This window comes from Streptomyces sp. NPDC001222 (assembly GCF_042896945.1).
Taxonomy (GTDB): domain Bacteria; phylum Actinomycetota; class Actinomycetes; order Streptomycetales; family Streptomycetaceae; genus Streptomyces; species Streptomyces gibsoniae.
This window is the reverse complement of record NZ_JBIAXT010000005.1, coordinates 217,268-243,544: the sequence shown is the minus strand read 5'-3', so window position 1 is coordinate 243,544 and position 26,277 is coordinate 217,268. Positions and strand designations below refer to the sequence as shown.

The 26,277-nt window shown below is 71.2% G+C and carries 21 protein-coding genes and 2 pseudogenes; 9 read left to right on the top strand and 14 right to left on the bottom strand.

Annotation, left to right across the window (positions count from 1 at the left end; translation table 11 throughout):
• The first annotated feature begins 289 nt into the window (after positions 1-289).
• The 4 genes from ACFY2Z_RS10230 to ACFY2Z_RS10215 all read left to right on the top strand — a co-directional run bounded on the left by ACFY2Z_RS10230 (position 290) and on the right by ACFY2Z_RS10215 (position 7,269).
• Positions 290-3,406, top strand: a complete 3,117-nt coding sequence (locus ACFY2Z_RS10230; RefSeq protein ID WP_390743723.1) for a sacsin N-terminal ATP-binding-like domain-containing protein — start codon at positions 290-292, stop codon at positions 3,404-3,406.
• A 226-nt stretch (positions 3,407-3,632) separates the two neighbouring features.
• Positions 3,633-4,556, top strand: coding sequence for a hypothetical protein (locus ACFY2Z_RS10225; RefSeq protein WP_390743722.1), 924 nt, complete (start codon positions 3,633-3,635; stop codon positions 4,554-4,556).
• A 584-nt stretch (positions 4,557-5,140) separates the two neighbouring features.
• Complete coding sequence (locus ACFY2Z_RS10220) at positions 5,141-5,620, top strand: hypothetical protein (RefSeq protein WP_390743721.1); 480 nt, start codon at positions 5,141-5,143, stop codon at positions 5,618-5,620.
• A gap of 107 nt (positions 5,621-5,727) precedes the next feature.
• Positions 5,728-7,269, top strand: coding sequence for an FG-GAP-like repeat-containing protein (locus tag ACFY2Z_RS10215; RefSeq protein WP_390743720.1), 1,542 nt, complete (start codon positions 5,728-5,730; stop codon positions 7,267-7,269).
• Positions 7,270-7,275: 6 nt separating this feature from the next.
• On the opposite strand, the gene ACFY2Z_RS10210 is transcribed toward ACFY2Z_RS10215, so the two are convergent.
• Positions 7,276-9,669 carry an HAD-IC family P-type ATPase gene (locus tag ACFY2Z_RS10210; RefSeq protein WP_390743719.1) on the bottom strand — a complete coding sequence of 798 codons (2,394 nt, stop codon included), beginning with the start codon at positions 9,667-9,669 and terminating at the stop codon, positions 7,276-7,278.
• Positions 9,670-9,774: 105 nt separating this feature from the next.
• Complete coding sequence (locus ACFY2Z_RS10205) at positions 9,775-10,044, bottom strand: DUF2530 domain-containing protein (protein ID WP_390743718.1); 270 nt, start codon at positions 10,042-10,044, stop codon at positions 9,775-9,777.
• Between the two features lie 257 nt (positions 10,045-10,301).
• On the opposite strand from ACFY2Z_RS10205, the gene ACFY2Z_RS10200 reads away from it, so the two are divergent.
• On the top strand, positions 10,302-11,750 hold the full coding sequence (locus ACFY2Z_RS10200; protein ID WP_390743717.1) for an NCS2 family permease: 1,449 nt from the start codon (positions 10,302-10,304) through the stop codon (positions 11,748-11,750).
• Between the two features lie 15 nt (positions 11,751-11,765).
• On the opposite strand, the gene ACFY2Z_RS10195 is transcribed toward ACFY2Z_RS10200, so the two are convergent.
• Positions 11,766-11,948 (bottom strand): ribbon-helix-helix protein, CopG family, encoded by a 183-nt coding sequence (locus ACFY2Z_RS10195; protein WP_390743716.1) that lies wholly within the window; start codon positions 11,946-11,948, stop codon positions 11,766-11,768.
• A gap of 191 nt (positions 11,949-12,139) precedes the next feature.
• On the opposite strand from ACFY2Z_RS10195, the gene ACFY2Z_RS10190 reads away from it, so the two are divergent.
• Together ACFY2Z_RS10190 and ACFY2Z_RS10185 are read left to right on the top strand one after the other, a co-directional pair.
• Complete coding sequence (locus tag ACFY2Z_RS10190; RefSeq protein WP_311694561.1) at positions 12,140-12,577, top strand: MarR family transcriptional regulator; 438 nt, start codon at positions 12,140-12,142, stop codon at positions 12,575-12,577.
• 89 nt (positions 12,578-12,666) lie between these two features.
• Positions 12,667-14,142, top strand: a complete 1,476-nt coding sequence (locus ACFY2Z_RS10185; RefSeq protein WP_390743715.1) for an MFS transporter — start codon at positions 12,667-12,669, stop codon at positions 14,140-14,142.
• Between the two features lie 45 nt (positions 14,143-14,187).
• On the opposite strand, the pseudogene ACFY2Z_RS10180 reads toward ACFY2Z_RS10185, so the two are convergent.
• Positions 14,188-14,775: pseudogene (locus tag ACFY2Z_RS10180) on the bottom strand (Uma2 family endonuclease).
• A 105-nt stretch (positions 14,776-14,880) separates the two neighbouring features.
• On the opposite strand from ACFY2Z_RS10180, the gene thpR reads away from it, so the two are divergent.
• Entirely contained in the window at positions 14,881-15,453 is a 573-nt protein-coding gene (gene thpR, locus ACFY2Z_RS10175) for an RNA 2',3'-cyclic phosphodiesterase (RefSeq protein ID WP_390743714.1), read from the top strand.
• A gap of 304 nt (positions 15,454-15,757) precedes the next feature.
• Here the strand turns inward: thpR and ACFY2Z_RS10170 are convergent, their stop codons facing one another.
• From ACFY2Z_RS10170 to ACFY2Z_RS10160, 3 genes and pseudogenes are all read right to left on the bottom strand, one after another.
• Entirely contained in the window at positions 15,758-16,750 is a 993-nt protein-coding gene (locus tag ACFY2Z_RS10170) for an aldo/keto reductase (RefSeq protein ID WP_390743713.1), read from the bottom strand.
• A 59-nt stretch (positions 16,751-16,809) separates the two neighbouring features.
• A pseudogene (locus ACFY2Z_RS10165) lies at positions 16,810-17,407 on the bottom strand (Uma2 family endonuclease).
• Between the two features lie 90 nt (positions 17,408-17,497).
• Entirely contained in the window at positions 17,498-18,181 is a 684-nt protein-coding gene (locus ACFY2Z_RS10160; protein WP_390743712.1) for an SGNH/GDSL hydrolase family protein, read from the bottom strand.
• A 140-nt stretch (positions 18,182-18,321) separates the two neighbouring features.
• On the opposite strand from ACFY2Z_RS10160, the gene ACFY2Z_RS10155 reads away from it, so the two are divergent.
• Positions 18,322-19,362 carry a WD40 repeat domain-containing protein gene (locus tag ACFY2Z_RS10155; RefSeq protein ID WP_390743711.1) on the top strand — a complete coding sequence of 347 codons (1,041 nt, stop codon included), beginning with the start codon at positions 18,322-18,324 and terminating at the stop codon, positions 19,360-19,362.
• 12 nt (positions 19,363-19,374) lie between these two features.
• Here ACFY2Z_RS10155 and serC read toward each other — a convergent pair whose 3' ends face one another.
• From serC to ACFY2Z_RS10120, 7 genes are all read right to left on the bottom strand, one after another.
• On the bottom strand, positions 19,375-20,493 hold the full coding sequence (serC, locus tag ACFY2Z_RS10150; RefSeq protein ID WP_390743710.1) for a phosphoserine transaminase: 1,119 nt from the start codon (positions 20,491-20,493) through the stop codon (positions 19,375-19,377).
• A gap of 108 nt (positions 20,494-20,601) precedes the next feature.
• Positions 20,602-21,825, bottom strand: coding sequence for a cytochrome P450 (locus ACFY2Z_RS10145; RefSeq protein ID WP_390743709.1), 1,224 nt, complete (start codon positions 21,823-21,825; stop codon positions 20,602-20,604).
• The gene (locus ACFY2Z_RS10140) at positions 21,822-23,045 is read right to left on the bottom strand and encodes a cytochrome P450 (protein ID WP_390743708.1); all 1,224 of its coding nucleotides are present in this window, start codon (positions 23,043-23,045) and stop codon (positions 21,822-21,824) included. The genes ACFY2Z_RS10145 and ACFY2Z_RS10140 overlap by 4 nt, the downstream gene beginning before the upstream one ends.
• Positions 23,042-23,659 (bottom strand): ATP/GTP-binding protein, encoded by a 618-nt coding sequence (locus tag ACFY2Z_RS10135; RefSeq protein ID WP_390743707.1) that lies wholly within the window; start codon positions 23,657-23,659, stop codon positions 23,042-23,044. Before ACFY2Z_RS10135 ends, ACFY2Z_RS10140 begins: the two co-directional genes overlap by 4 nt.
• Entirely contained in the window at positions 23,640-23,987 is a 348-nt protein-coding gene (locus ACFY2Z_RS10130; protein ID WP_390743706.1) for a DUF742 domain-containing protein, read from the bottom strand. The genes ACFY2Z_RS10135 and ACFY2Z_RS10130 overlap by 20 nt, the downstream gene beginning before the upstream one ends.
• Positions 23,984-24,391: a roadblock/LC7 domain-containing protein gene (locus tag ACFY2Z_RS10125; protein WP_311694571.1), complete on the bottom strand. Its 408-nt coding sequence runs from the start codon at positions 24,389-24,391 to the stop codon at positions 23,984-23,986. The genes ACFY2Z_RS10130 and ACFY2Z_RS10125 overlap by 4 nt, the downstream gene beginning before the upstream one ends.
• Positions 24,388-26,181: an ATP-binding protein gene (locus ACFY2Z_RS10120; RefSeq protein ID WP_390743705.1), complete on the bottom strand. Its 1,794-nt coding sequence runs from the start codon at positions 26,179-26,181 to the stop codon at positions 24,388-24,390. Before ACFY2Z_RS10120 ends, ACFY2Z_RS10125 begins: the two co-directional genes overlap by 4 nt.
• Positions 26,182-26,277: the final 96 nt, after the last annotated feature.

Here is a 26,277-nt window from a genome sequence, read left to right as displayed (position 1 = left end):
GGGCCCGCCCGTAGGAGCGACCCCGCCGAGGCCCGCCCCGGCGCGCGACCCGCGCGCCCTCGTCAGCGGCTCTTTCGCCGCTCTCGCCCGGCCCCTCCGACGTGCCGTGACGGCCCTGTCCGCGACCTCCGGTCCGGCCCCGGTCGGGCCCGTCCCGTCACCGCGCAGCGCGGCCGTGCGGGCCGCGGCGAGGGGCCCGGGGGCGCCACCCCCGGGAACGGCCGATCCGGCAGACGGTACTTTCGTCCCGCGGCAGGCACGGGCACGCCGCGAGAGGGAGAGTGAAAGCGTGAGCGTATTCGTGCGGCCGGCAGCCGAAGGCGCGGACCCGTTCGGAACGGCCCGGCTGCGGCGCGGGGTGCTGGACGCCTGGGCCACCAGCCCGGCCCGGTTCCGCGAGGACGCCAACGCCGAGGAGGACCTGGTACTCGGCGGGTACCGCGACCGTCTGGTCGTCGAGCTCGCGCAGAACGCCGCCGACGCCGCGGCCCGGGCCGGGACCCCCGGCCGGCTGCGGCTCACCCTGCGCGACGGCGTGCTCGTCGCCGCCAACACCGGTGCCCCTCTCGACGCGGTCGGCGTCGAGTCGCTGTCCACCCTCCGCGCCTCGGCCAAGCGCGACACCCATGAGCAGGCCGTCGGGCGCTTCGGCGTCGGCTTCGCGGCCGTCCTCGCGGTCAGCGACGAGCCCGCCGTCGTCGGCCGGCACGGCGGGGTCCGCTGGTCCCTGGCCGAGGCCCGGGAACTGGCCGGCGAGACCGCCCTGCACAGTGCCGGCCTCGGGGACGAGATCCGCCGCCGCGACGGCCATGTGCCGCTGCTGCGGCTGCCGTTCGCCGCCGAGGGCAGCGCCCCCGACCCGTACGACACCGTCGTCATCCTCCCGCTGCGCGACACGGCCGCCGCCGACCTGGCCGAGCGGCTGCTGCACACCGTCGACGACGCCCTCCTGCTCGCCCTGCCCGGCCTGGAGGAGGTCGTCGTCGAGATCGGCGACGAGGTGCGGACCCTGCGCCGGCGCGCCGAAGGCACCGACACCGTGGTCGACGACTCCCGCGACGGCACCTCCCGCTGGCGCACCGAGTCCCGGCACGGCCCCCTCACCCCGGACCTGCTCGCCGACCGTCCGGTCGAGGAGCGGCTGCGTCCGCACTGGTCCGTCACCTGGGCCGTCCCCGTCGCCGACGACGGCACCCCGGCCCGGCCCCGTACCGCAGCCGTCGTGCACGCCCCCACACCCAGCGACGAGGCGCTCGGCGTGCCCGCGCTGCTCATCGCCTCGTTCCCGCTGGACCCCACCCGCCGCCACGCCGCGCCCGGCCCGCTGACCGACTTCCTGGTGGAGCGCGCGGCCGACGCGTACGCCGAACTCCTCGCCGACTGGCGCCCGGTGACCCCCGGCGCCATCGACCTGGTGCCCGGCCCGCTGGGCAAGGGCGAGCTGGACGGCGCCCTGCGCCGGGCCGTCCTGGACCGGCTGCCGCGCACCGCGTTCCTGCCGCCCGCCCACGACCTGGTCGAGGACTCCGAGCTGCCCGAGGCGCTGCGGCCGCGGGACGCCGAGATCGTCGAGGGGGCCGGCGCCGAGACCGTGCGGGTCCTCGCCGAGGTGCTGCCGAGCCTCCTCCCCGCGGGCCTGGAGCGCCGTGCCGAGCTGCGGACCCTGGGCGTGGCCCGGGTCCCGCTGACCGAGGCGGTGGACCGGCTGGCGGGCCTGGAGAAGGAGCCCGAGTGGTGGTGGCGGCTGTACGACAGCCTGGCCGGCGTCGACCCGGACCGGCTGACCGGGCTGCCCGTGCCGCTCGCCGACGGCCGTACGACCATCGGGCCCCGTCAGGTGCTGCTGCCGACCCTGGACGGGCCGCCGGTGACGCCCGAGGCCCTGGCTCGGCTGGGTCTGAAGGTCGCCCATCCGGAGGCCGCCCATCCGCTCCTGGAGAAGCTGGGCGCCCTGCCGGCCACCCCGCGCGCGGTGCTCACCACCCCGCAGGTGCGGGCCGCCGTCGCCGCCTCCCTCGACGACGAGGGGCCCGGCTGGGACCAGGAGGGCCTGGACGCCGAGGAACTCGCCGACACCGTCCTCGCCCTGGTCCGGGAGGCCGCGCTCGGCCCCGGCGACGAGCCCTGGCTCGGCGCCCTCGCCCTGCCCGACGAGGACGGCGAGCTCGCGCCCGCCGGGGAACTCGTGCTCCCCGGCAGCCCCTTCGCGAGCGTCATGCGCGAGGAGGAACTCGCGCTGGTCGACGGTGAGTTGGCCGAACGCTGGGGTGAACAGCCGCTGACCGCCTGCGGGGTGCTGGCGAACTTCGCCCTGGTCCGCGCCGCCGACGTGGTCCTGGACCCCGACGAGCTCGATCCCCGCGACGGGGACTTCGCCGAGCCGGACGACGTCGGACTGCTCGACGCCGTCGACGTGTGGTGCGAGGACGTCCTGGACCGGCTGCCCGACACCCCTGTGCCGCCGGTGGCGACCGAGATCGTCGCCGTGCGCGATCTGGACCTCGTCGACGACGACCACTGGCCGCAGGCCCTCGCCCTGCTGTCCGAGCCCCCGCTGCGGGACGCGCTCACCCAGCCGGTGCGGATTCTGCTGCCCGACGGCACCCATGAGGTCGTACGGCCGTACACCGCCTGGTGGCTGCGCGGGAACCCGGTCCTCGGCGGTCGCCGCCCCGCGGGTCTGCGTGCCGCGGGCGGCGACCCGCTGCTGCACGGGCTGTACGACGAGGCCGACGCCACCGGCTTCGAGGACGAGCAGGTGCTGCGGGCGCTCGGCGTACGGACCTCCGTGGCCGCCCTGCTCGACGAGCCGGGCGGTGCGGCCGAACTGCTCGATCGGCTCGCCGACCCCGGGCGGCCCGTCTCCGCGGCCCAGCTGCACGCCCTCTACACGGCCCTGGCCGATCTCGACCCGGAACAGGTGACCCTGCCGGACGAGCTGCGCGCGGTGGTCGACGGCCGGGTGGGTGTCGTGGACGCCGCCGACGCGGTGGTCGTCGACTCGCCCGACCTGCTGCCCTTCACCGAGGGCGTCCCGCTGCTGCCGGTGCGCCCGACGCGGGCCGCCGATCTCGCCGAGCTGTTCCAGGTGCGGCGGCTGAGCGAGTCGGTGACGGGCGAGGTGACCTCCGAGGGCGCCGAGCACGACGTCCCGGAGTCCGTGCGGGTCCTGCTCGGGCAGTCCACCCCGGCGTCGTACGTGGAGCACGAGGAACTCGTCGTCGACGGCGTGGAGATCGACTGGCGGCTGACCACGGACGGCGTGCTGCACGCCGCCACCCTGGAGGGCGTCGCCGCGGGTCTCGCCTGGGCGACGGGCCAGTGGCCGCGCCGCTTCGAGGTCGCCGCGCTTCTGGAGGACCCCTCACGCACGGACGAGCTGGCACGGGACCGCTGGTTCGACTGAGTCCGGCCCGCGCTCGTACGGGGCCTGCACGTGGGGCGACGGCTGCCGGGACGTCGCCCCATGTGAAGGGGTGTGGAGCAGTCGGGTAATGCGCGTGAAAAAAGATCCAGCCACGTACAACCATGTGTTCAGGCCATGGATCTGATCATGCGAGTCAACCGACTCCCCAGACACTCCGGGGCTCCGTGAGTCAGTCCGCGGCCCCTTTCTCCACTTGGAGAACGTCATGCGTATCCGTGCCACTGCGGCCGCCGTCACCGGCGCCCTGGCCCTCTCCGCCTTCGCCGTGTCGGCCGCGCAGGCCGCACCCGCCGCCCCGGCTCACCGCGCGGCCGTCGCGAAGGTCCTGCAGTCCGCCCACGCCGCCTCCGGCATGCGGGCGTTCACCGCCGGCACCGGCACGTCGGGCGAGCCGTACGCCCTGAACGTCACCTTCTCCGGCTTCAAGATCGGCAAGGCCTACAAGGTGGGCACCGGCGGCCACGTGTCCATCCCGGTCTCGTACACCATGACCCACGGCACCGACGTCGACATCACCTCGCCGGACTTCGAGACGGACCCGTACCTCTACAAGGGTTCTTACGCCGACGCGGACAACGTCCTCTTCGGCGACGCCCCGGCCAAGTGCACCGCCACCTCGTCGACCGTCGCCACCTGCAAGGGCACGATCGACATCTACCCGGCCGAGGGTGACCTGGAGAACGCGAACGCGGGCTCCTGGGGCGCCGCCGCCGGCGCCATCGACTGGAACGGCCAGCTGGACTCGAGCAACCCGGACCCGTCCAAGATCGGCGTCGCCGAGAAGGGCGGCCTCGCGACGACCCTTATCCAGCGCAACTCCGCGCTGACGGCCGACGCTTCGCCGGAGCCGGTGAGGAAGGGCGCGACCCTCACGGTCAAGGGCAAGCTGTCCCGTGCCGACTGGCAGGCCCACAAGTACGTCGGGTTCTCGGGCCAGTCGGTGAAGCTGCAGTTCCGCAAGAAGGGCAGCAACACCTACACCACGCTCAAGACCATCAAGACGGACAGCGCGGGCAACCTGAAGACCACGGTCAAGGCGTCCGTCGACGGGTACTACCGCTACTCCTTCTCGGGCACCTCGACCACCCCGGCGGTCAACGCCACGGGTGACTTCGTCGACGTGAAGTAACCCTTTCACCCCACCAAGGCCGCCCTCGCCGGAATCCCGGCGGGGGCGGCCGTTTTTCGCGAACGGACACCGAAATCGAAATAGGGCTGAGCGGCCCCGGGATCCGTGCAATCGAATCCGATTCAGGGCCGATGCGATCGATGGGCGGCCGCTCCGGAGAAATGTCCCGTTGTTCCCCCTATGGCGGTGTATCGGCTGCGGTCCCATGGCGTGATCGCGTTGGGTTCATGGCGAGTTGCCGAGCAAGGCGTAGAGGTCTTGTATTGACGAACAGTGAGGCTTTGACTAACGTATGCCCCGCCTTTGTCTCCGCCTGACCAGCGGTGGCTTTCGGCCAGGGGATTTCAACCATTCGCGCCCTTCCGTCTGTGAAGTCGTCGGCGCCTTGGTTTTTCGACGCAATCACGGGGGTTGCTTTGAGGCGTCTTCAGCGGTGCGGACCGGCCTGTCACGGCCCGGCACTCAACTGACCTCTTCTGCTTCTCCGCAGGCTTTTTCGTTCCTTACTTCTCGGCGGGTCCCTCTTTTCGGCGACCCGTTTCCGAAAGGACTCTCGCGTGCCTTTCCACGCCCGGAAAATAGTCGTGTCCGCAGTCGTGGCCGGGATCGCCACGGTGGGCGGTGTGTCCATCGCCGCCGCCGACGACCCGCCCGTGCCCCCGTCCTCCGACACGCCGCCCGTCGCGGTCGAGGGCTACAACTACCCCTCGGCGGACCGGATCCTCACCGAGCAGGGCATCAAGCTGAAGAAGGGTGACGGTCACATCCTGCTGGTCGACTGCGACCAGGCCGCCCAGCAGATCCGGGTGCTCACCGTCAAGGACGACTCCGTCGGCCGCCGGGGCACCTACTGCTTCAAGGCGCTCGGCCCGACGGGCCGGCTGACCCTGGAACTCCCCCGGGTCTTCGGGGTCGAGACCACGGACCACCCGGTGAGCGCGGACCTCACCGCCAACGGCTCCACCACGACCGTCAACGTGCCCAAGGACGGCTACCAGTCCGTCGGCGAGGGCACCAGCGACGGCGCCAGGTCGGTGCTCGTCGAGCTCCGGGTGACCGGCTGACCGGCCGCACCGGTGCCCGTCGAGGCGCCCCGTCCCCTCTTCCGTCCGCGCAGAACTTCTTGGTGATTCGAGGAACAGTGAAAAACGTTCGTCCGCGCACACAGCGCATGGCATGGGTGACCGGTCTGGTGACGGCCGGCCTCACGACCGGTCTGCTGGCCGCTCCGCCCGCCCAGTCGGTGGTGGGTGATCAGGTGGCCGACGGCGCCGACCAGTTCACGGTGAAGCTCCACATCGACCTCGGGAACGACAACGAGCGCAGTTGCTCCGGCACCCTGGTCGACGGCCAGTGGGTGCTCACCACCGCCAGTTGCTTCGCCGCCGACCCCCAGCACCCGTCGAAGATCCCCGCCGGCAAGCCCGCGTACACCACCGTGGTCACCGCCGACGGCAACCGCCCCAGCGCGGAAGCGATCGTGAAGCAGAAGGTCCTGGAGCTCGTCCCGCACCCCGACCGCGACCTGGTCATGGCGCGGATCACCAACCCGGCCACGATCGACAACCCGCTGGACGGCCCGTTCCCCGACATCGACGAGGCCGAACTCGGCACCACCGCACCGGCCCAGGGCGACCAGCTCAAGGCCGACGGGTTCGGCCGCACCAGGGACGAGTGGGTCCCCGCCCGGGCGCACACCGGCTCCTTCACCGTGGACACCGTGGGCGCCTCGACCCTGGCCATCTCCCCGAGCAACGGCGGCGGTGCCCTGTGCCAGGGCGACGCCGGCGGCCCCGTCCTCAACGCGAACGGCGATCTGGTCGGCGTGGTCGACGCCTCCTGGGGAGGCGGCTGCCTCGGCTCCCAGGAGACCCGCACCGGTGCCGTCGCCACCCGGGTCGACGACATCGCGGACTGGGTGCAGCGGGTCCGGCTGACGACCCGGAAGGACTTCGTCACCGACGCCATCACGGCGGCGGACTTCAACGGTGACGGGCGTACGGACATCGCGGCCGTCCTGACCCGCGGCCCCGCCCATGTCTTCTACGGCCGTCCCGACGGCACGCTCCAGTACGGGGCGTACCTGGGCCCGACCTTCAGCCGCACCACGCCGGCACAGCTCGTCGCGGGCGACTTCGGGGACGGGGCGGGCCCGGAAGTGGCCATGGTCGAGAACGACGGTGACATGTTCCTGGCACAGCACACCTGGGTGCCGACGATGTGGAAGCGGACCAAGCTCTGGACCGACGCCACCTGGAAGGACGGCCTGCCCGCCGCCGCCCTCAAGACCGGCACCGCGGGACGCGACACCCTGCTGTTCCAGTGGCCCGACGGATCCCTCTACACCTACAAGAGGGACGCGAGCGGCAACCTGGTCAACCAGAAGAAGGCCATGTGGCCCGACAAGACCTGGAAGATGAAGCACATCGCCACGGGTGACTTCAACGGCGACGGTCGTGACGACATCGCCGCCGTCACCTCCGACGGCGCCCTGAACCTCTACCCGGGCAAGGCCGACGGGACCTTCGACAAGGCCCGTTCGATGTACCCCGACAAGAGCTGGGGCGGCATGCGTGCCGTGCTCGGCGGTGACTTCAACGGCGACGGCAAGGCGGACCTGGCCGCGCTGTGGTCCAACGGCGATCTGCGCTGGTACGCGGGCGACGGCAAGGGCAAGCTGGCGGTCGGCAAGACCATGTGGCCCGCCGTGTAGCACCCCTCACGCGGGCACGCGGCGGTCGACCCACTTCCAGACGAACTCGAGGGCGGCCGCCGCCACCGCCGCGATCCCCACCGCGATCCAGGGGATCGAGACGCCCACCAGCTTCAGCGCGAAGAAGTGCTGCAGCGCGGGCACGGCCAGGACGAACAGGAACGCCACACCCATCGCGGCCACCAGAGCGACGCGCCACCAGGTGTAGGGCCGGGCGACGATCGCCAGCACCCACATCGAGATCAGGAAGAGCGTGAGAGTCGCCGCGCTGGTCTCCGCCTCCAGCGAGCCGGGGCCCGTGTAGTGGTGCCGGGCGATCAGATACGTCACGAAGGTCGCGACCGCCGCCATGACCCCGCCCGGGACCGAGTACCGCATGACCCGCCGTACGAAGTGGGGCCTGGCCCGCTCCCTGTTGGGCGCGAGCGCCAGGAAGAAGGCCGGCACGCCGATCGTCAGGGTCGACAGCAGGGTCAGATGCCGGGGCAGAAACGGGTACTCCACCTGCCAGCACACCACCAGCACCGCCAGCAGCACCGAGTAGACCGTCTTCACCAGGAACAGCGTGGCGACCCGGGTGATGTTCCCGATCACCCGCCGGCCCTCGCCGACCACAGACGGGAGTGTCGCGAAGCTGTTGTCGAGCAGCACGATCTGCGCCACGGCCCGGGTCGCCTCCGAGCCGGAGCCCATCGAGACGCCGATGTCCGCGTCCTTGAGCGCGAGCACGTCGTTCACGCCGTCGCCCGTCATCGCCACCGTGTGGCCGCGCGACTGCAGCGCGCCCACCATGTCCCGCTTCTGCTGCGGGGTGACCCGCCCGAACACGGTGCCCTTGTCCAGCGACTTGGCCATCTCCGCCTGGTTCGGCGGAAGGCGGCGGGCGTCCATCACCTCGCCGGCGATGCCGAGCTTCCCGGCGACCGCGCCCACGGACACCGCGTTGTCGCCGGAGATCACCTTGGCGCGGACGTTCTGGTCGGCGAAGTAGCGCAGGGTGTCGGCGGCGTCCGGGCGCAGCCGCTGCTCCAGCACGACCAGCGCGGTGGGCCGGGTGCCGTCCTTGACCCGGGGGTCGTCCAGCTCGCGGCTGGTGCGGGCCAGCAGCAGCACCCGCAGCCCCTGCTCGTTGAGGCGCTCGGTCTCGGTCAGGGCCGGGTCGTCGGGGCCGAGCAGGACGTCCGGGGCGCCGAGCAGCCAGGTGCTGGCCTGGCCGTCGCCCTCGCTGAAGGACGCGCCGCTGTACTTACGGGCGGAGGAGAAGGGCAGGGCCTCGGTGCAGCGCCACTCCTCGCTGTCCGGGTAGGCGTCGATGATCGCCTGGAGGGAGGCGTTCGGACGCGGGTCGGACTCGCCGAGCGCGCCGAGCACCTTGCGTACATAGGTCTCGTCGGCGCCCTGGAGCGGCCTGAGTTCGGTGACGTCCATGCCGCCCTCGGTGAGGGTGCCGGTCTTGTCCAGGCAGACGGTGTCGACGCGGGCGAGGCCCTCGATGGCGGGCAGTTCCTGGACCAGGACCTGTTTGCGCCCCAGCCGGATGACGCCGATGGCAAAGGCCACGGAGGTGAGCAGGACGAGCCCCTCGGGGACCATGGGCACGATGCCGCCGACCGTACGGGCCAGGGAGTTCTTGAATCCGGACTGCTTGACCACCAGTTGGCTGATGACAAGGCCGATCGCGGTCGGGACCATCATCCACGTCACGTACTTGAGGATCGTGGAGATACCGCTGCGCAGCTCGGAATGGACGAGGGTGAAGCGGCTCGCCTCCTCTGCGAGCTGGGCGGCGTAGGCCTCCCGGCCCACCTTGGTCGCGCGGAAGGCGCCGCTGCCGGCGACGACGAAGCTGCCGGACATGACCGGGGCCCCGGTCCGTTTGACGACGGGGTCGGCCTCGCCGGTCAGCAGTGACTCGTCGATCTCCAGTCCGTCGGCCTCGACGCAGACGCCGTCGACGACGATCTTGTCGCCCGGTCCGGTCTCGATGATGTCGTCGAGCACGATCTCCGAGGTGGCGATCGCGGCGGTCACCCCGTCCCGGCGGACCGTGGGCCGCGCCTCGCCGATCACCGCGAGCGAGTCCAGGGTCTTCTTGGCGCGCCACTCCTGGATGATGCCGATGCCGGTGTTGGCGATGATCACATAGCCGAAGAGGCTGTCCTGGAACGGCGCCACGAACAGCATGATCAGCCAGAGCACACCGATGATCGCGTTGAAGCGGGTGAAGACGTTGGCGCGGACGATCTCGCCGAGGGTGCGGCTGCTGCGGACGGGGATGTCGTTGACGTCACCGCGGGCGACCCGCTCGGCCACCTCGGCGGCGGACAGTCCCCGAGTCCGCCCGGGTACGGGGGCGGGGTGCACGGGATCGAGTTCGGCGCCCGCGTCGATGTGACTCATGCATTCGACGGTACGTGCGGAACTGCGCCTTCACCCCTTGAGCGAGCCGAAGATCCGACCCGGGGAGGACGCCTCTCCTGCGGTGGTCGTACGCGGAGCCCCGGACTAACCCTCGGCCGCGGCTTCGTTCCGCGCCGCGTCCCGCTTGATCGCGGCGTCCCGCCTGCGCACGTACCAGATGCCGATGCAGCCGAGCCCCGCGCCGGCCAGGCAGGTCCACAGCCACCAGGTGTGCCCGTGGTCGGCGAACCAGCCGTAGAACGGCAGCTGGACCAGGAAGAGGACGAACCACAGGATCGTGCCGCCGGTGATGGTGGCGACCACGGGGCCCTCAAGGGGCTCCGGCGCCTCGTGCTTGGGGGTCCATTTCGCCATGCGCACAGCTTACGAGGGACGGGCGGCGGTGTCGGGGTGGACCCCGGGCCCGTGTGCGCCAAGGGTCTACGCGCGGAGATAGCGATCTACGCCTCATATGTTCATACTGAAACAGTTCGAGTCTGGCCGCTTATATTCGTATGAATCACCAACAACGCCATGGGGGAGACCCGTTGGTGATCAGGTGACGGCGAGACTCGATCATGTTTGTCCATGTCTGTGCCTGTCCGAAGTCCCCCGCACTCCTGAGGTCTCGCATGTCCACCTCGGCCCCTGCCAAGGCCGCCCCGCAGCAGCCGGGCACCCGACCCCCGTCCGGTGCCCTCGACCGTTACTTCAAGATCTCGGAGCGGGGCAGCACGCTCTCCCGTGAGATCCGGGGCGGCTTCGCCACCTTCTTTGCGATGGCGTACATCATCGTGCTGAACCCGATCATTCTCGGCAGCGCGAAGGACATGTACGGGCACCACCTGGACCACGGCCAGCTGGTCACCGCGACCGCCGTCACCGCCGCCTTCACCACGCTGCTCATGGGCGTGATCGGCAATGTCCCGATCGCTCTCGCCGCCGGTCTCGGCGTGAACACGGTCGTCGCCCTCCAGCTCGCGCCGCGTATGTCGTGGCCGGACGCGATGGGCATGGTCGTCCTCGCCGGCCTCGTGGTGATGCTGCTGGTCGCCACCGGTCTGCGCGAGCGGGTGATGAACGCCGTGCCGCTCGGTCTGCGCAAGGGCATCGCCATCGGTATCGGCCTGTTCATCATGCTGATCGGGCTCGTCGACTCCGGCTTCGTCACCCGTATCCCGGACATCGCGCAGACCACGGTCCCGCTGCAGCTCGGCACGGGCGGCCATCTGACCGGCTGGCCGGTTCTGGTCTTCATCCTGGGCACCCTGCTCACCTTCGCGCTGATCGTCCGCAAGGTGCCGGGGGCCATCCTGATCTCGATCGTCGCGATGACGGTGCTCGCGGTGATCCTCAACGCCACCGCCAAGATCGCCTCCTGGGGTCTGACCGTCCCGAAGTGGCCGGGCAACCCGGTCGCCACCCCGGACTTCGGCCTGATCGGCAAGGTCAGCCTGTTCGGCGGCTTCGGCAAGGTCGGCGTCCTGACCGGCATCCTCTTCGTCTTCACGGTCCTGCTGTCGTGCTTCTTCGACGCGATGGGCACGATCATGGGCATCAGCGACGAGGCCAAGCTGACCGACGCCGAGGGCTATATGCCGGGCATGAACAAGGTGCTCTTCGTGGACGGCATCGCGGTCGCCGCGGGCGGTGTCAGCTCCTCCTCGGCCACCACCTGCTTCGTGGAGTCCACGGCGGGCGTCGGCGAGGGCGCGCGCACGGGCTTCGCCAACGTCGTCACGGGCCTTCTCTTCGCCGTGGCCCTCTTCCTCACCCCGGTCGCCACGATGGTCCCGTCCCAGGCCGCCACCCCGGCGCTGGTCACGGTCGGCTTCCTGATCCTGTCCAACTCGATCAAGGAGATCGACTGGGCGGACTACACGATCGCCGTCCCGGCCTTCGTGACGATGCTGATGATGCCCTTCACGTACTCGATCACGAACGGCATCGGCATGGGCTTCATCACCTTCGTGGTGCTGCGCCTGGCTGCGGGCCGTGCCCGGGAGATCCCCGCCGCGATGTACGTGGTGGCGGCGGTGTTCGGCTTCTACTACCTGATGCCGGCCCTGGGTCTGACCTGATGGGCTCCTGCGGGGTCAGGTGACCCCGTAGAACCTCTCCGTTTCGTCGACGGCGGCCTGGAACCGCTCGTCGAAGTCATCCCGAATGAGCGTCCGGACGACATAGTCCTGGACGCTCATTCCTCTTTTGGCGGCGTGCAGGCGGAGCCGTTCGAGCAGCTCCAGCTCCAGCCGCACACTGAGCACACTGGTCCCCATGTGTACGAGGGTCGCCGGATTCGGACGGCCGGTGTGTCACGTTCCCCCGCTCTATCACCCATTTGGGTGATAGATGTGACTCGAAAGTTTGCCCGTGCCGCCGGGAAGCGTGGGTTTGCGTGGCGGGAGTCACCCGGGAGGCGGCGTTGCGCGGTGGTCTTTAGGGAAAGTAATGACTTATCCTAAAGAGCATGGCTGACCTGACCCATGGCGACGACGCTGCCGCCGTGAACGCTCTCCGCTCCGCTGTGATGCGCCTCTCGCGCCGACTCAAGCACCAGCGGGTCGACGAGTCGCTGAGCCCGACCGAGATGTCGGTGCTCGGCACCCTGTCCCGCTGCGGCTCCGCCACCCCCGGCGAGCTCGCCCGCAAGGAGCATGTCCAGCCGCCGTCGATGACCCGCATCGTGGCGCTGCTGGAGAGCAAGGGGCTGGTCAGGCTGGAGCCGCATCCCGAGGACCGGCGCCAGAAGGTGGTCACTCAGACCGAGCGGGCCGAGGCGATGCTCGAGGAGAGCCGTCGCAAGCGGAACGCCTTCCTGGCCGGCCTGGTCGAGGGCCTGGACGAGGACGAGTGGGCGAAGCTCCGCGCGGCCGCCCCGGTCCTGGAGAAACTCGCGCATCTGTGACGGTGGGCGTCCGCGCCGGACACCCACCGCCACGGACGCGGCCCCACCCGCGTACGTATGAAGCCGTCATCGCTAGGAGGCGAACCCCTTTGAGTACGGGATCCGGAGCAGCTTCCGCCCCCGCACCAGCCACCCACGACTCCCCGCCCCTCCTACCCGAAACCCCCGAGCCCCCCACGGCTCCCGGGACCCCGAAGTCCCCCACGGCCTCCGCGACCCCTGAGCCCCCCGCGGCTCCCACGACTCCGAACGCGGACGCCACCGACCGGTCCGGGTCCCGCGCGTCCTCGATGTTCAGCTCCCTGCGCGTCCGGAACTACCGGCTCTTCTTCCTGGGCCAGGTCGTCTCCAACACCGGCACCTGGATGCAGCGCATCGCACAAGACTGGCTGGTGCTGAGCCTGACCGGTTCCTCCACCGCCGTCGGTGTCACGACGGCCCTGCAGTTCCTGCCGATGCTCCTCTTCGGGCTCTACGGCGGTGTCCTGGTCGACCGGCTCCCCAAGCGCCCGACACTGCTGGTCACGCAGTCCGCGATGGGTGCCACGGGCCTTGTCCTCGCCTTCCTGACGCTCTCCGGTCATGTCCAGGTCTGGCATGTGTATCTCGCCGCCTTCGCCGCCGGACTCGCCACGGTCGTGGACAACCCCGCCCGGCAGTCCTTCGTCTCGGAGATGGTCGGCCCCGAGCAGCTGCAGAACGCGGTGAGCCTGAACTCGGCGAACTTCCAGTCCGCCCGCCTGGTCGGCCCCGCCGTCGCGGGCGTGCTGATCACGGGCGTCGGCACGGGCTGGGCGTTCCTGTTCAACGGCCTGTCCTTCCTCGCCCCCATCGCCGCACTGCTGCTGATGCGCGCCCGTGAGCTGCATGCCGTGCAGCGCGCCCCGCGCGGCAAGGGCCAGCTCCGCGAGGGGCTGCACTATGTCGCCGGGCACCCGGAGCTGATCTGGCCCATCGTCCTGGTCGGCTTCATCGGCACCTTCGGCTTCAACTTCCCGGTGTGGCTCTCGGCGTACGCAGGACACGTCTTCCACGCGGGTGCGGGTGCCTACAGCCTCTTCAACACGCTGATGGCGCTCGGCTCGCTGACCGGCGCGCTGCTCGCCGCCCGCCGCGGCACGGCCCGGCTGCGGGTGCTGATCGCTGCCGCGGCGGTGTTCGGCGGGCTGGAGGTCGTGACGGCCGGGGCACCGTCCCTGTGGCTGTTCGCGCTGCTGATGGTTCCGATAGGGATCGCCGGACTGACGGTGAACGTCACCGCCAACACGGCGGTCCAGATGGGTACGGATCCGGCGATGCGCGGCCGCGTCATGGCCCTGTTCATGATGGTCTTCATGGGCGGTACGCCCCTGGGAGCGCCGGTGGTCGGCTGGATCACGGACACCTACGGCGCGCGGATGGGCTTCGCCCTGGGCGGTCTGGTCTCGTTCGCGGCGGCCGTGACCATCGGCCTGCTGCTGGCCCGGGCGGGCGGGCTGCGCCTGTCGGTCGACTGGAACCACGGCCACCCGCAGGTCCGCTTCGTCCCCCGCGAGCGGCAGGAGGAGCTGGCGACGGCGGCCTGATCCCGAACCGCAGCTCCACCGGCCCCGGCCCCTGAGGCGCCGGGGTCAGCCCCTTGGAAACTCGTCCGTCTTGAGAACCGGGCCCACCACGGTCCCGGTCAGGTCGGTCTCCTCGCCGAAGTCCAGACTGAGCGTGCCGCGGTACCCGCCGTCCTGCGGCAGGGTGTGCAGATGCCAGGTGCCGGTGTACGGGTCCACGATCAGGTACACGGCACCTCGGCGGCGGCATAGGCGGCCTTCTTCGGCCCGTAGTCGTTGCGGGCGGTGTCCTTGGAGATCACCTCGGCGACGAACTCGACGTCCTCGTGGCGCCAGTGGCCCTTGCCGTCCTTCCGGGCGTCCTTCGCGAGCGCCACGACGTCGGACGCGAAGCCGTTGAGACGCCCCGGGTAGTCGATCCGGACATCGGACTTCACGAGCTTGCGTGGGTACTTGGTGCGCAGCTGGTCGTAGAGGGCCGCGATGATGTCCCAGCGGGTGTCCCGCTGCGGCGTCACGAAGACGGCCCCCCTCGACGATCTCGGTCTTGAAACCCTCGGGGATGTGCATCTGCTCCAGCCACTCGAACATGGTGTCGAGGCTGAGCTCCTCGCCCTGGTCGGCCATCTCGATCCTGTCCGCCAGAACAGTCATTGTGCCGCTCCTCCCCGCTGCTGCCTGGTCGCATGCAGCCGCGCGGTACGACGATACTCACGGTGACGGGGGCACACCCGTGCGTTCCCCGGGGACACTGGTGCCATGAGACTCTTCGCCGCGGTGCTGCCGCCGGAGCGCGTCATCCAGGAACTGGCCTCGGTCGTGCGCGAGTTGGAGGGGATGCCGGGCGCGGCCGGGCTGCGCTGGACGGAACGGCCGGGCTGGCACTTCACGCTCGCCTTCTACGGCGAGGTCGACGAGGACGTCGTACCGGATCTGTCGGAGCGGCTGGCGCGGGCCGCCCGGCGTGCCGAGCCGTTTCCCCTGGCCCTCGCCGGGGGCGGCCGGTTCGGGGACCGGGCGCTGTGGGTGGGCGCCTCCGGGGAGACGACGGCCCTGCGGCTGCTCGCCGACCGTACGGAGGCCGCGGGCCACAAGGCGGGGGTGGACATGGGGGAGCACCGCCGCTACAAAGCGCATCTGACACTGGCCCGCAGCCGGGGCAGGGGCGCAGACCTGCGGCCGTACGCCGCCGCGCTGGACGCCTTCGAGGGGAGCGCCTGGACGGTCGGGGAGCTGTGCCTCGTGCGCAGCCGGCTGCCACGGTCGGGAGTGCCGGGGGAGCAGCCACGGTACGAGACCGTGGGGCGGTGGGGGCTCGGCGCGGGCTCCTGATGAGGTCCGGTTACGCTCGATGCGTGGACCCGAAGACCCGTAACCGGATCATGGCCGGTGTGCTTGTGCTGATGTTCGCGGTGGTGGCGCTGACGGCGGCGGTCGGCAGGTAGGCCCCCGCCGCTGTGTGTGGCCCGGCTCCCGCCGCTGTGTGTGGCCCGGCTCCCGCCGCTGTGTGTGGCCCGGCTCCCGCCGCTGTGTGGTCCGGCTCCCGCCGCTGTGTGGTCCGGCTCCCGCCGCCGTGCGTGGCCCGGCCCCGCCGCCGTGCGTGGCCCGGCCCCCGAGGGGTGCCGGGCCCCGTCGGCTACCAGGCGAACGCCTCCGGCGACGGTCCGGGCCCGGGGAAGATCTCCTCGAGGCCGGCCAGGACCTCCTCCGGGAGCTCCAGCTCGACCGCCCGCAGCGCCGACTCCAGCTGCTCGCCGGTGCGCGGGCCGACGATCGGGCCGGTGACGCCGGGCCGGGTCAGCAGCCACGCCAGGGCGGCCTCGCCGGGCTCGATCTCGTGCTTGTCGAGCAGGTCCTCGTAGGCCTGGATCTGCGCGCGTGCGGTCGGGTTGGCGAGGGTGTCGGCGGCCCGTCCGGACGCCCGGCGCCCACCCTCGACCTCCTTCTTGATCACCCCGCCCAGCAGGCCGCCGTGCAGCGGGGACCAGGGGATGACCCCGAGGCCGTACTCCTGCGCGGCCGGGATGACCTCCATCTCGGCGCGGCGCTCGGCCAGGTTGTAGAGGCACTGCTCACTGACCAGCCCGATCGTGCCGCCGCGCCGAGCCGCGATCTCGTTGGCCTGGGCGATCTTGTATCCGGGGAAGTTGCTGGATCCGACGTAGAGGATCTTGCCCTGCTGCACCAGGACGTCGATGGCCTGCCAGATCTCCTCGAAGGGAGTGTTCCGGTCGACGTGGTGGAACTGGTACAGGTCGATGTAGTCGGTGCCCAGCCGCTTGAGGCTGGCGTCGACGGCCCGGCGGATGTTGAGGGCGGAGAGCTTGTCGTGGTTGGGCCAGGCGTCGCCGTCCGCGGCCATGTTGCCGTACACCTTGGTGGCGAGGACGACCTTGTCCCGCCGGTCGCCGCCCTTCGCGAACCAGCTGCCGATGATCTTCTCGGTACGGCCCTTGTTCTCGCCCCAGCCGTACACGTTTGCGGTGTCGAAGAAGCTGATGCCCGCGTCCAGCGCCGCGTCCATGATCGCGTGGCTGTCGGCCTCGTCGGTCTGCGGGCCGAAGTTCATGGTCCCGAGGACGAGTCGGCTGACCTTGAGTCCTGTGCGTCCGAGCTGCGTGTACTTCATGACTGCCTAGCCAACGGCGTGGAGTGCGCTCTAGGCAAGGACGTTGTGGGCGGTCGGGTTCAGTCGCGGGGGAAGTCGTCGGTCCGGAGAGTGAGGCCGAGGGGGGTGGTGGTCATATCGACCTCGGTTCCGTAGTCGACGCGCAGCTCGCAGGCGTAGTCGCCCTCTTTCGGCTCGGTGTACACGTGGCATGCGCCCCGGTAGGGGTCCGCGATGAGGTACACGGGGACTTCGGCGAGCGCTTAGGCGGCCTTTTTGGGACCGTAGTCGCTCCGGGCCGTCCCCTTCGAGACGACTTCACCGATGAACTCGACGTCCTGGTACCGCCAGCGACCCTCGTCGTCCTTGGTGGCACCTTCGCGCAGCTTGGCCACATCGGGGCAGAAGCTGTTCTGCGGGCCGGGAAAGTCGATGCGGACGCCCGAGAACACCCGTGCGCGCCTTCTCCCGAAGTGGTCCTCGAGCGCCCGGAGGATCTCGCGAATGGTTTCCCAGTGGATGTCCCGCTGCGGCGTCCTGAAGACACTGCCCCCCCACGATCTCAACCTTGTGACCCTCGGGGACGGGCATCCGCTCAAGCCGCTCGAACCACCGGTCCAGGCGTTCGACGTTCGTGTCGGCCATCTCGATCTCGATCCTGTCTTCCGGGACGGTCACATGGTGGCGCTCCTCCCCGGCCACCCTCCGCACGAATGCAGCCGCGCAGTACAACGATGCGCACGGTGACCAGGAGACGCCGCTGTTCGGTCAATCCGTTCCGGCCTCGTACGGCCCCGCGACCCCCCACCCCTGGTACATCGCCTCTGCGAACGCCCCCGCGATCTTGTGTTCGCCGTTCGCGTTCGGATGCGTGCCGTCGTAGGTGTCCCGGTGGATGTCGTACGACGGCGGGGGAGACGCCAGCAGGATCGGCGAGCCGGGCTCGTCCAAATCCGCCGCCGTCTTCGCCAGGAGGTCGTTGAAGAGGGTCACCTGGGCCCCGAACGGGGCCTCCGTCTCGGCCCGGATGTTCGGGATCACCGGCAGCAGCACCATACGGATGCGCGGCCTGGCCCGGCGGGCCTCGGCCACGAACTTCCGTACGTTCTCGTCCGTCTGCTCCGCGTTGGTGTAGAAGCCCAGGTCGATCAGGCCCAGCGAGACCAGCAGCACATCCGCGCGGGTCTCCCGCACGGCCCCGCCGATCAGCGGCGTCATATGGATCCAGCCCTCGCCCCAGCCCGCCAGATGGGCGCGGGGGAAGTCGGGTTCGGCGTACGCGTACGACGTGGGGGTGTCCGTCGCCTTGTCGTGGAGCGTCTCGCGCGGGCCGACCAGCGAGAACGGGCCGTCGTACGTCGCGCACAGATGCCGCCACAGCCGGTAGCGCCACGTGTGCTCGCCCGCGCTGCCGATCGTCATGGAGTCGCCTACGGGCATGAACCGGAGCATCCGCTCATCATGGACGATCGCCCCGGGGCGCAGGGGGGACGTATGGGGCGGGCCGGTGTGAGGATCGACACGCCCGCCCGGCACCGGCGCGCTAAGCCGCCGGGCCGGTGAACCGGGGTGCCGGATGGCAGGCTTGGGCCATGCGTCGATCGCTCGCGTTCCTTGCCGGGGCCCTTCTCATCGGTGCGCTCGCCGCGTCGGCGCCCGCCGTCGCCGACGACGGCGGCGGATTCACCATCAAGGACCCCCGGATCACCGAGTCCAGCGGGCTCGCCGCCTCCCGTCTGCACCCCGGGATCTACTGGACGCACAACGACAGCAACGACGGGCCGTACATCTACGCCGTGGACAGCCGCACCGGGAAGACCGTCGCCACCGTCACCCTGAGCGGCATCGGCAGGCCCCGCGACGTCGAGGCCATATCCGTCGGTCCGGGGAACGAGATCTACGTCGGCGACATCGGCGACAACTTCGGCGGCCGATGGCCCTATGTGTGGATCTACCGGCTGCCCGAGCCCAAGGTGCTCAAGGACCAGACGATCCGGGCCACCCAGTACGTGGTGAAGTACGCGAACGGGCCCCGGGACGCCGAGTCCCTGGTGGTCCACCCCAGAACCGGGCGCGTCTACATCATCGACAAGAAGGAGGACGGCGGGCACCTCTACGAAGGCCCGCCGCAGCTGTCGTCCACCGGGGCGAACGTCTTCCGGCCCGTCGCCACCGTGGACCTGTGGGCCACCGACGCCGCGTTCTCGCCGGACGGCGGTCAGCTCGCCGTACGCGGCTACTTCGGCGGTATCGCCTACGCGTGGAACGGCGGGCAGATCAAACGGCAGGGGCGATTGAACGTGCCCCTGCAACGGCAGGGCGAGTCGGTCACGTACAGCACCGACGGCTCGAAGCTCCTCTACGGCAGCGAGGGCAGCGACAGCCCGGTGCAGGCCGAGGACGCGCCCGGGGGCGACGGAACCGGCGATTCGGCGTCACCCTCGGGCAAGGGGACCCCGCAGACCGGCTCGGGCGGCGGTACGACCCTGAACGCCGACTACAAGGTCGGTGCCCTGGTCCTGGCCCTGGGCCTGGTGCTGGTGTTCGGCCTCAAGAGGCTGCTGGGCAGGAAGCGTCAGGAACGGCGGAGGGGCGCCGGTGCACACAACACCGGGCGCCCCCCTGGGACCTGACGCGCGAGAAGGTCAGAGATTCTCGATCACGTAGTCGATGCACCGGGTCAGCGCCTCGACGTCCGCCGGGTCGATCGCCGGGAACATCGCGACACGCAGCTGGTTGCGGCCCAGCTTGCGGTACGGCTCGGTGTCCACGATGCCGTTGGCGCGCAGCACCTTGGCGACGGCGGCCGCGTCGACCTCGTCGAGGAAGTCGATCGTGCCGATGACCTGCGACCGCTTGGCCGGGTCGGCGACGAACGGGGTCGCGAACTTCACGTCCTCGGCCCAGCCGTACAGCGTCCGCGCGGAGGTGGCCGTGCGGCGCACCGCGAAGTCCAGACCGCCCTGGCCGTTCAGCCACTCCAGCTGCTCGTTGAGCAGGAACAGGGTGGCGAGGGCCGGGGTGTTGTACGTCTGGTTCTTGCGGGAGTTGTCGATCGCCGTGGGCAGGCTGAAGAACTCCGGGATGTGGCGGCCGGAGGCGTGGACGCGCTCGGCGCGCTCGATCGCGGCCGGGGAGAACACACCGATCCACAGGCCGCCGTCGGAGGCGAAGGACTTCTGCGGGGCGAAGTAGTAGACGTCGGTCTCGGCGATGTCGACCGGGAGGCCGCCGGCGCCGGAGGTGGCGTCCACCAGGACCAGGGAGCCCGGGTCCGCGCCCGCGACCCGCTTGATCGGCATCGCGACGCCCGTGGACGTCTCGTTGTGCGTGAAGGCGTAGACGTCGACGCCCTCCTCCGCACCGGCCTCGGGGTGCGTGCCGGGCTCGGAGGAGATGACGGTGGGTTCGGCGAGCCACGGGGCGAGCTTCGCGGCCTTGGCGAACTTCGAGGAGAACTCGCCGAAGCTGAGGTGCTGCGACTTGTTCTCGATCAGACCGTGGGTCGCGATGTCCCAGAACGCGGTGGAGCCGCCGTTGCCGAGGACGACCTCGTAGCCGTCGGGGAGCTGGAAGAGCTCGCGGATGCCCTCGCGCACCTTGCCGACCAGGTTCTTGACCGGGGCCTGGCGGTGGGACGTGCCGAGCAGGGAGCTACCCGTGGCGGCGAGGGCGTCCAGCGCCTCCACCCGCACCTTGGAGGGACCCGCGCCGAAACGACCGTCAGCGGGCTTGAGGTCAGCAGGAATCTGGATGTCAGCCACGAGCCGGAGGGTATCCCCTCGGAGAAACCGGGCGGAAACGTGTCCGTTCGATGAGACGACGCCCTCCGGCACGCGGACTTGTGAGGACCTACGACCTCTGCGGCCGTGTCACGAGGTCAGCCGCACCGGCAGCGCGAAGAGGTCGTTCTGCGTCACCACCGGCTTGTTGCGAAGCTCGTCCGCCGGGACCGCCAGGTGCAGGCCGGGGAAGCGGGCGTAGAGCGCGGGCAGCGCCACCCCGGCCTCCAGGCGGGACAGGGCCGCCCCGGGGCACACATGCGGGCCGTGGCCGAAGGAGATGTGCCGGTTCTTTGTCTCCCGGGTGATGTCGAAGGCGCCCGCGGTCGGGCCGTGCGCCTGCTCGTCCCGGCCGATCGCGCCGTACGACACGATCAGGGCGTCCCCGGCGGGGATGACCTGGTCGCCGACCGGGACGTCCTCCGTCGCGAACCGGATCAGCACATGGGAGGTGGGGGTGGACCAGCGCAGGGTCTCCTCGACCACCGCGGACCAGTCCGCTTCACCCTTGAGGACGAGGGTGCGCTGCTCCGGATGGGTCGACAGATTGACCACCGCGTTGACGATCAGGGAGATCGTCGTCTCATGGCCCGCGGCCACCATCAGCTGAAGCGTGGAGACGATCTCCTCGTCGGTGAGGCGGTCGCCGTCCTCGGAGGCCTGGACGAGGGCGGAGGTGAGGTCCTCGCCGGGCTCGGCGCGCTTCGCCGCGACCGTCTCCGCCATGATCCCGGCCAGCTCGGTGAGCGTCGCGACGACCTCCGCGGGCGGGGTCTGCGTCGAGAAGAACTTCTCGAACAGCTCCTGCAGTCGCGGCAGCAGGGACCTCTCGATGCCCATCAGCTCCGCGATGACGTACATGGGCAGCGGATAGGCGAACTCCGCCTTGAGGTCGACCTCACGGCCGTCCGTGGGCAGCCGGTCCAGCAGCTCCTCGGTCAGCTCGGTGATCCGCTGCCGCATCTCCTCCACCCGTCGGGGCGTCAGCGCCTGGGCGACCAGGGTGCGCATCCGCCGGTGGTCGGCCCCGTCCACGGTGAGCATGGACCGGCCCGGGTTGGCGAGCCCGATCAACGGCCAGTCGGGGGCGATCTCGCCCCGCTGCCAGGCACCCCAGACGTCGATGTCCTTCACCAGCCGGGGGTCCGTGAGCAGCTGCCGGGCCTCGGCGTGGTGGGTGACCGCCCACACCGGGACGCCGCCGGGCAGGATCACGGAGGCGAGGGGTCCCGCGTCCCGGAGCCGGGCGCTCTCGGCGTCCAGATCGGAGACGAGGGGGTCAAGGGCTATGGGGCATCTGTCCATCGTGGTCATGCGGAAGGGCCTCCTAGGGAGGGGGTGGGGGTGAAGCTCACCGGCAGTGCGGTGAGACCGCGCAGCCACGGCGACGGACGACGCGTCAACTCCTCGGCGGATACGGCCAGATCGATGTCCGGCAGCCGGTCGAGGACCACCTCGATGCCCGTCCGCGCGATGACCTCCGCCACCTCCTGGGCCGGGAACGGGCAGCGGTGCTCACCGTGCCCGAAGGAGAAGTGCGCGTTGTTGCCGCCGGTCAGCGCGGAGCCGTCGGTGCGCACCTGCGGGTCGCTGTTGGCGCCCTGCAGGCCGAGCAGCAGCAGGTCTCCGGCCCGGATGTGCCGACCGCCCAGCCGGGTGTCACGGGAGGCCCAGCGGCCCGCCACGTTCTGGGTGGGGGTGTCCTCCCACAGCACCTCGTTCATGGCCTCGGCGACGCTGTTGCGGCCGCCGAAGAGGGAGGCGGCGAAACGGGCGTCGGTGAGCATCAGCCGCAGCGAGTTGCCGATCCAGTCCGCGGTCGGCTGGTGGCCCGCGGCCATCATCACCATCAGGTCCTGGGTGATCTCCTCGTCGGTGAAACCGCTCTTGTCGTCGAGCATCCGGGAGACCACGTCGTTCGCGGGGCTCGCCTTCCGGGCGGCCAGCAGTTCGGTCATGGAGCCGGCCAGATGCGTCTGGCCCGCGATCGCCCGCTCCCGACCGTCGATCATGTCGTTGAGGGCGGTGACCAGCCCCGGGCCCTGCTCCTCCGCGAAGCCGTAGAGGATCGCGAGGACGCGTACGGGCAGCAGCATCGCGTACTCGGCGACGAGGTCCGCCTCGCCCCGGCCGCACACCGCGTCGATCAGCTCGTCCGCGAACCGCTCGGCGTGGCCGCGCAGTTCGAACGGGTCGACGGCCTCCAGCGCGTCGCTGATCATCCCGGCGCGTTCGCGGTGGCGCTCGCCGACGGTGTAGAGGATCGACGGCTGCCGGCGGCCGATCATCGGCAGCAGCGGCCAGTCGTCGGGGATGCCGTCCCACTGGTTCCACAGCTCGGAGTCCCGGCTGAACAGCACCGGGTCGCCGGTGACCTGGTGCAGCTCGCGATAGCCGAGCACCAGCCACGCCGGTATCCCGCCGTCGAGCACCACCGGGGTCACGGCGCCGTGCTCGCGCCGCATCTCCCGGTACAGCGCGGCGGGTTCGGTCTGGAACCGGGGCCCGCTGAGGGGCACGGGGGCGGTGGTCACACCAGCTCCTGTTCGGCGGTGGGGGCAGGGGCGGCGCTGAGCCGCCGCACATGTTCGACGAGCGTGATCAGGACGTGTTTGCCGGACTCCCGGGAGCGCGCGTCGCAGTCCATGAGCGGGATGTGCGGGTCGAGGTCGAGGGCGGCGCGGACCTCGGAGGGCGTGTGCCGGGGGCCGCCGAAGTCGTTGCAGGCCACGATGAACGGCATCCCGTGGCGTTCCAGGCGGTCGATGGCGTACCAGGAGTCGTCGATGCGCCGGGTGTCGAGGAGGACCACCGCGCCCAGGGTGCCGGTGAAGAGCCGGTCCCACAGGAACCAGAACCGCTCCTGGCCCGGCGCCCCGAACAGGTACAGCACATTGCGGGCGTCCAGGGTGATCCGGCCGAAGTCGAAGGCGACGGTGGTCGCGGACTTCTCCCGGACCCCGCTGACGTCGTCGACCGTCGCGCCGGCCTGGGTCATCGTCTCCTCGGTGCTGAGCGGGCGGATCTCGCTCACCGAGCGGACCAGGGTCGTCTTGCCGACGCCGAAGCCGCCGACGACCACGATCTTCAGGCCGTTGTCGGCCTGGGGACCCAGCGGAGTGCGGGTGTCAGAGGTTGCGGAGTCCAACGAGCACCTGTTCCAGGACGTCGGGATCGGGAAGTGCGGCGGTGCGGGGGTGACGGGCGCTGACGCGGCCCGCCGACAGGAGGTCGGAGAGCAGGATCCTCGTGATGCTCACCGGCAGCCGCAGCTCGGCGGCGATCTCCACGACCGCCGTCGGCCGGTCGCACATCCGCAGGATCGTGGCGTGCTCCGACTGCATGCCCGGCACCGGATCGCACTCGGCCACCACGAGCGTCACCAGGTCGAACCGGGCGGCCGCGTCGGACCGGCTGCGCCCTCCCGTGAGGGTGTACAGCCGGTCGGGTGCGTCGTCCCTGCCGGGGCGGCTCATGACGTACGCGGCTGCGCGGTCAGGTGCTCGCCGAGCTGCTCCACGAGTTCGCTCATGTTGTGCCCGACGAGACCCGCGTCCGCGTCCTCGTCGGTGACCAGGGCGAGATGCGCGCCCTGACCCGCCTCCACGATGAACAGGACCCCGCCGTAGAACTCGGCCATCGCCGACCGCACGCCGCCGCTCCCGTCGCCGAACTCCACGGACGCGCCGTGGGACAGCGACTGGATGCCGGCGGAGATCGCGGCCAGCTGGTCGGCCTGGTCGACGGACAGCTCCGGAGTGCGGCACAGCTTCAGCCCGTCCCGGGACAGCACGAGGGCGTGCCGGGCACCCGGGGTGCGCTCGAGCAGTCCCTCGATGAGCCAGGTGAGCTTCTCGTCGGCGGTCGTGATGCCGGTCATGAAGTGGTGTCGCCTTCCGGGTGCGAGGGGGTGACGGCCGCGTCCAGTGCGGCGAGGTCCGGTACGGGACCGGGGGTCGGTGTCCGGTGTGCGGCCGGTTCGTGCGGGGTGGCCCGGACCTGGGGGCCGGGCGCGGCGTCGTGGTCCCGTACGCGATCCGCGGGTGCCGGCTCCCGTAGGGCCTCGGGCTCGGCCGTCGTGCCCTGCACCGCGGCCTGGTCCGGCACGGTGCCGCGGACCGCCTGGCGGAAGCTGCTGAAGCGGGCGGCCCGGGTCTTGGCGTCGTCGGGGGTGCGCGTTTCGCGTTCGGCGCGGGCGCCGGGGTGGGCGCGTTCGGCCGCCGCGAGGGCGTGGCCGCGACGGCGCCGGGGCAGTCCCCCGGTCCCGGAGGTGTCCGGGCGGGGTGAGTCGTGGGTGGGGACCGGGTCGGGGTCGAGATCCTCGACGGCGCGGGCGGCGGCGTAGGAGGGCCGGTGCCCGGCGGCCGGCGCGGGCGCGGTCCCGGACGGCTGGGCGAGCGCCGGGCTCGCGACCGGGGTCGCGCTCGGAACGGCGGCCGGGGAGGGCGCCGACTGGGCCAGGATCTCCTGCGGGATCAGCAGCAGGACGCCGGTGCCGCCCCGCGCCGACGGCCGGAAGGAGACCTTCAGGCCGTGCTTGCGGGCGAGCCGGCCGACGACCGCGAGACCGAGCCGGGTGCCGGTGAGCCCGCTCAGCTCGGCGGCGTCCCCGGAGACCGCGCGCTCGGCGCGGCGCAGCTGCACGTCGCTCATGACCAGTCCCGCGTCCTCCACGGAGACGATGACCCCGGAGGGCACCTCCTCGACGTAGACGTGGACCTCGGCGGTCGGCGGGGAGAAGTTCGCGGCGTTGTCGAGGAGTTCGGCGAGGGCGTGCATCACGCCCTCGGCGGCGTGCCCGGTGACCGCGGCGGCGCTGGCGGAGTGGACGCGGACGCGCTGGTAGCCGCTGATACGGCCCATCGCGCCGCGCAGGATCGACTCCATGGCGATGGGGCGCGCCCAGCGGCGGCCGGAGCGGGCACCGGTGAGCACGGCGACGGAGTCGGCGAGGCGGCCCGTCTGTGCGGTGCGGTGGTCGAGGTGGAGCAGGTCGGCGAGGACGTCCTCGTCGCTGTGCTTCTCCTCCATCGTGCGCAGGTCGGCGAGCATGCCGGTGGCCAGGGCCTGCATCCGGCCGGCGACGTTGGCGGTGACGGAGACGGCCGAGTCCCGGGCGTTCGCCGCCCGGCGCAGGCCGCGGGTGAGCCGGGCGTTCTCCTCGGTGAGCCGGGCGAGGTCGGCGGTGAGCCGGTCGCGCTCGCGGTCGAACTCGTCGTTGAGCAGGGCGCGTTCCTGCGCGGACTCGTCGGCCCAGCGGATGCGCTCCCGTGCGGACTCCTCGGCGAGCCGGGCCCGTTCCCGCTCGAACTCCTCGGTGAGCCGGACGCGTTCCTCGATGAATCCGTCCGTCAGCCGGGCCCGCTCCTGGCTGAAGTCCTCGGCGAGGCGGGCGCGTTCCTGGAGCAGCCGGGCCGCGTCCTGGGTCGCGGCGTCCAGGCGGCGGCGGGCCAGCCGGGCCGAGCGCAGGCCGTGGGCGGCGACGGCGACAGCCGCGCACAGCACCAGCGTCAGGGCGCCGCCGCCCCACACGAGGGGGACGCGAGCCGTCCTCGGCGCCATGACGACCACGACGGCGACGAAGAGGCCCGCGAGCACGGCGGTGGCCAGCGGGGCGGGGGCGACGGCACGGAGGGCGGGGCGTTCGTCGGGCGGTGTGGGGGCGGTCATGAATGGTGTCCTCGGAAGCCTCGGGCAGGTCCAGGGCGGTGGGGTGCGGTGCGTGGGAGCCGGAGTGTGAGAGTGACCCGTGTTGGTCAACTGCGC

What these genes read in the sequence shown, in the direction of transcription:
- ACFY2Z_RS10225 (WP_390743722.1), top strand. Translation starts at nt 3,633, where the DNA reads ATGCGTATCCGTGCCACTGCGGCCGCCGTCACCGGCGCCCTGGCCCTC.
- ACFY2Z_RS10215 (WP_390743720.1), top strand. Translation starts at nt 5,728, where the DNA reads ATGGCATGGGTGACCGGTCTGGTGACGGCCGGCCTCACGACCGGTCTG.
- ACFY2Z_RS10210 (WP_390743719.1), bottom strand. Translation starts at nt 9,669, where the DNA reads ATGAGTCACATCGACGCGGGCGCCGAACTCGATCCCGTGCACCCCGCC.
- ACFY2Z_RS10205 (WP_390743718.1), bottom strand. Translation starts at nt 10,044, where the DNA reads ATGGCGAAATGGACCCCCAAGCACGAGGCGCCGGAGCCCCTTGAGGGC.
- ACFY2Z_RS10200 (WP_390743717.1), top strand. Translation starts at nt 10,302, where the DNA reads ATGTCCACCTCGGCCCCTGCCAAGGCCGCCCCGCAGCAGCCGGGCACC.
- ACFY2Z_RS10195 (WP_390743716.1), bottom strand. Translation starts at nt 11,948, where the DNA reads ATGGGGACCAGTGTGCTCAGTGTGCGGCTGGAGCTGGAGCTGCTCGAA.
- ACFY2Z_RS10190 (WP_311694561.1), top strand. Translation starts at nt 12,140, where the DNA reads ATGGCTGACCTGACCCATGGCGACGACGCTGCCGCCGTGAACGCTCTC.
- thpR (WP_390743714.1), top strand. Translation starts at nt 14,881, where the DNA reads ATGAGACTCTTCGCCGCGGTGCTGCCGCCGGAGCGCGTCATCCAGGAA.
- ACFY2Z_RS10170 (WP_390743713.1), bottom strand. Translation starts at nt 16,750, where the DNA reads ATGAAGTACACGCAGCTCGGACGCACAGGACTCAAGGTCAGCCGACTC.
- ACFY2Z_RS10160 (WP_390743712.1), bottom strand. Translation starts at nt 18,181, where the DNA reads ATGCTCCGGTTCATGCCCGTAGGCGACTCCATGACGATCGGCAGCGCG.
- ACFY2Z_RS10155 (WP_390743711.1), top strand. Translation starts at nt 18,322, where the DNA reads ATGCGTCGATCGCTCGCGTTCCTTGCCGGGGCCCTTCTCATCGGTGCG.
- ACFY2Z_RS10145 (WP_390743709.1), bottom strand. Translation starts at nt 21,825, where the DNA reads ATGACCACGATGGACAGATGCCCCATAGCCCTTGACCCCCTCGTCTCC.
- ACFY2Z_RS10130 (WP_390743706.1), bottom strand. Translation starts at nt 23,987, where the DNA reads ATGAGCCGCCCCGGCAGGGACGACGCACCCGACCGGCTGTACACCCTC.
- ACFY2Z_RS10125 (WP_311694571.1), bottom strand. Translation starts at nt 24,391, where the DNA reads ATGACCGGCATCACGACCGCCGACGAGAAGCTCACCTGGCTCATCGAG.
- ACFY2Z_RS10120 (WP_390743705.1), bottom strand. Translation starts at nt 26,181, where the DNA reads ATGACCGCCCCCACACCGCCCGACGAACGCCCCGCCCTCCGTGCCGTC.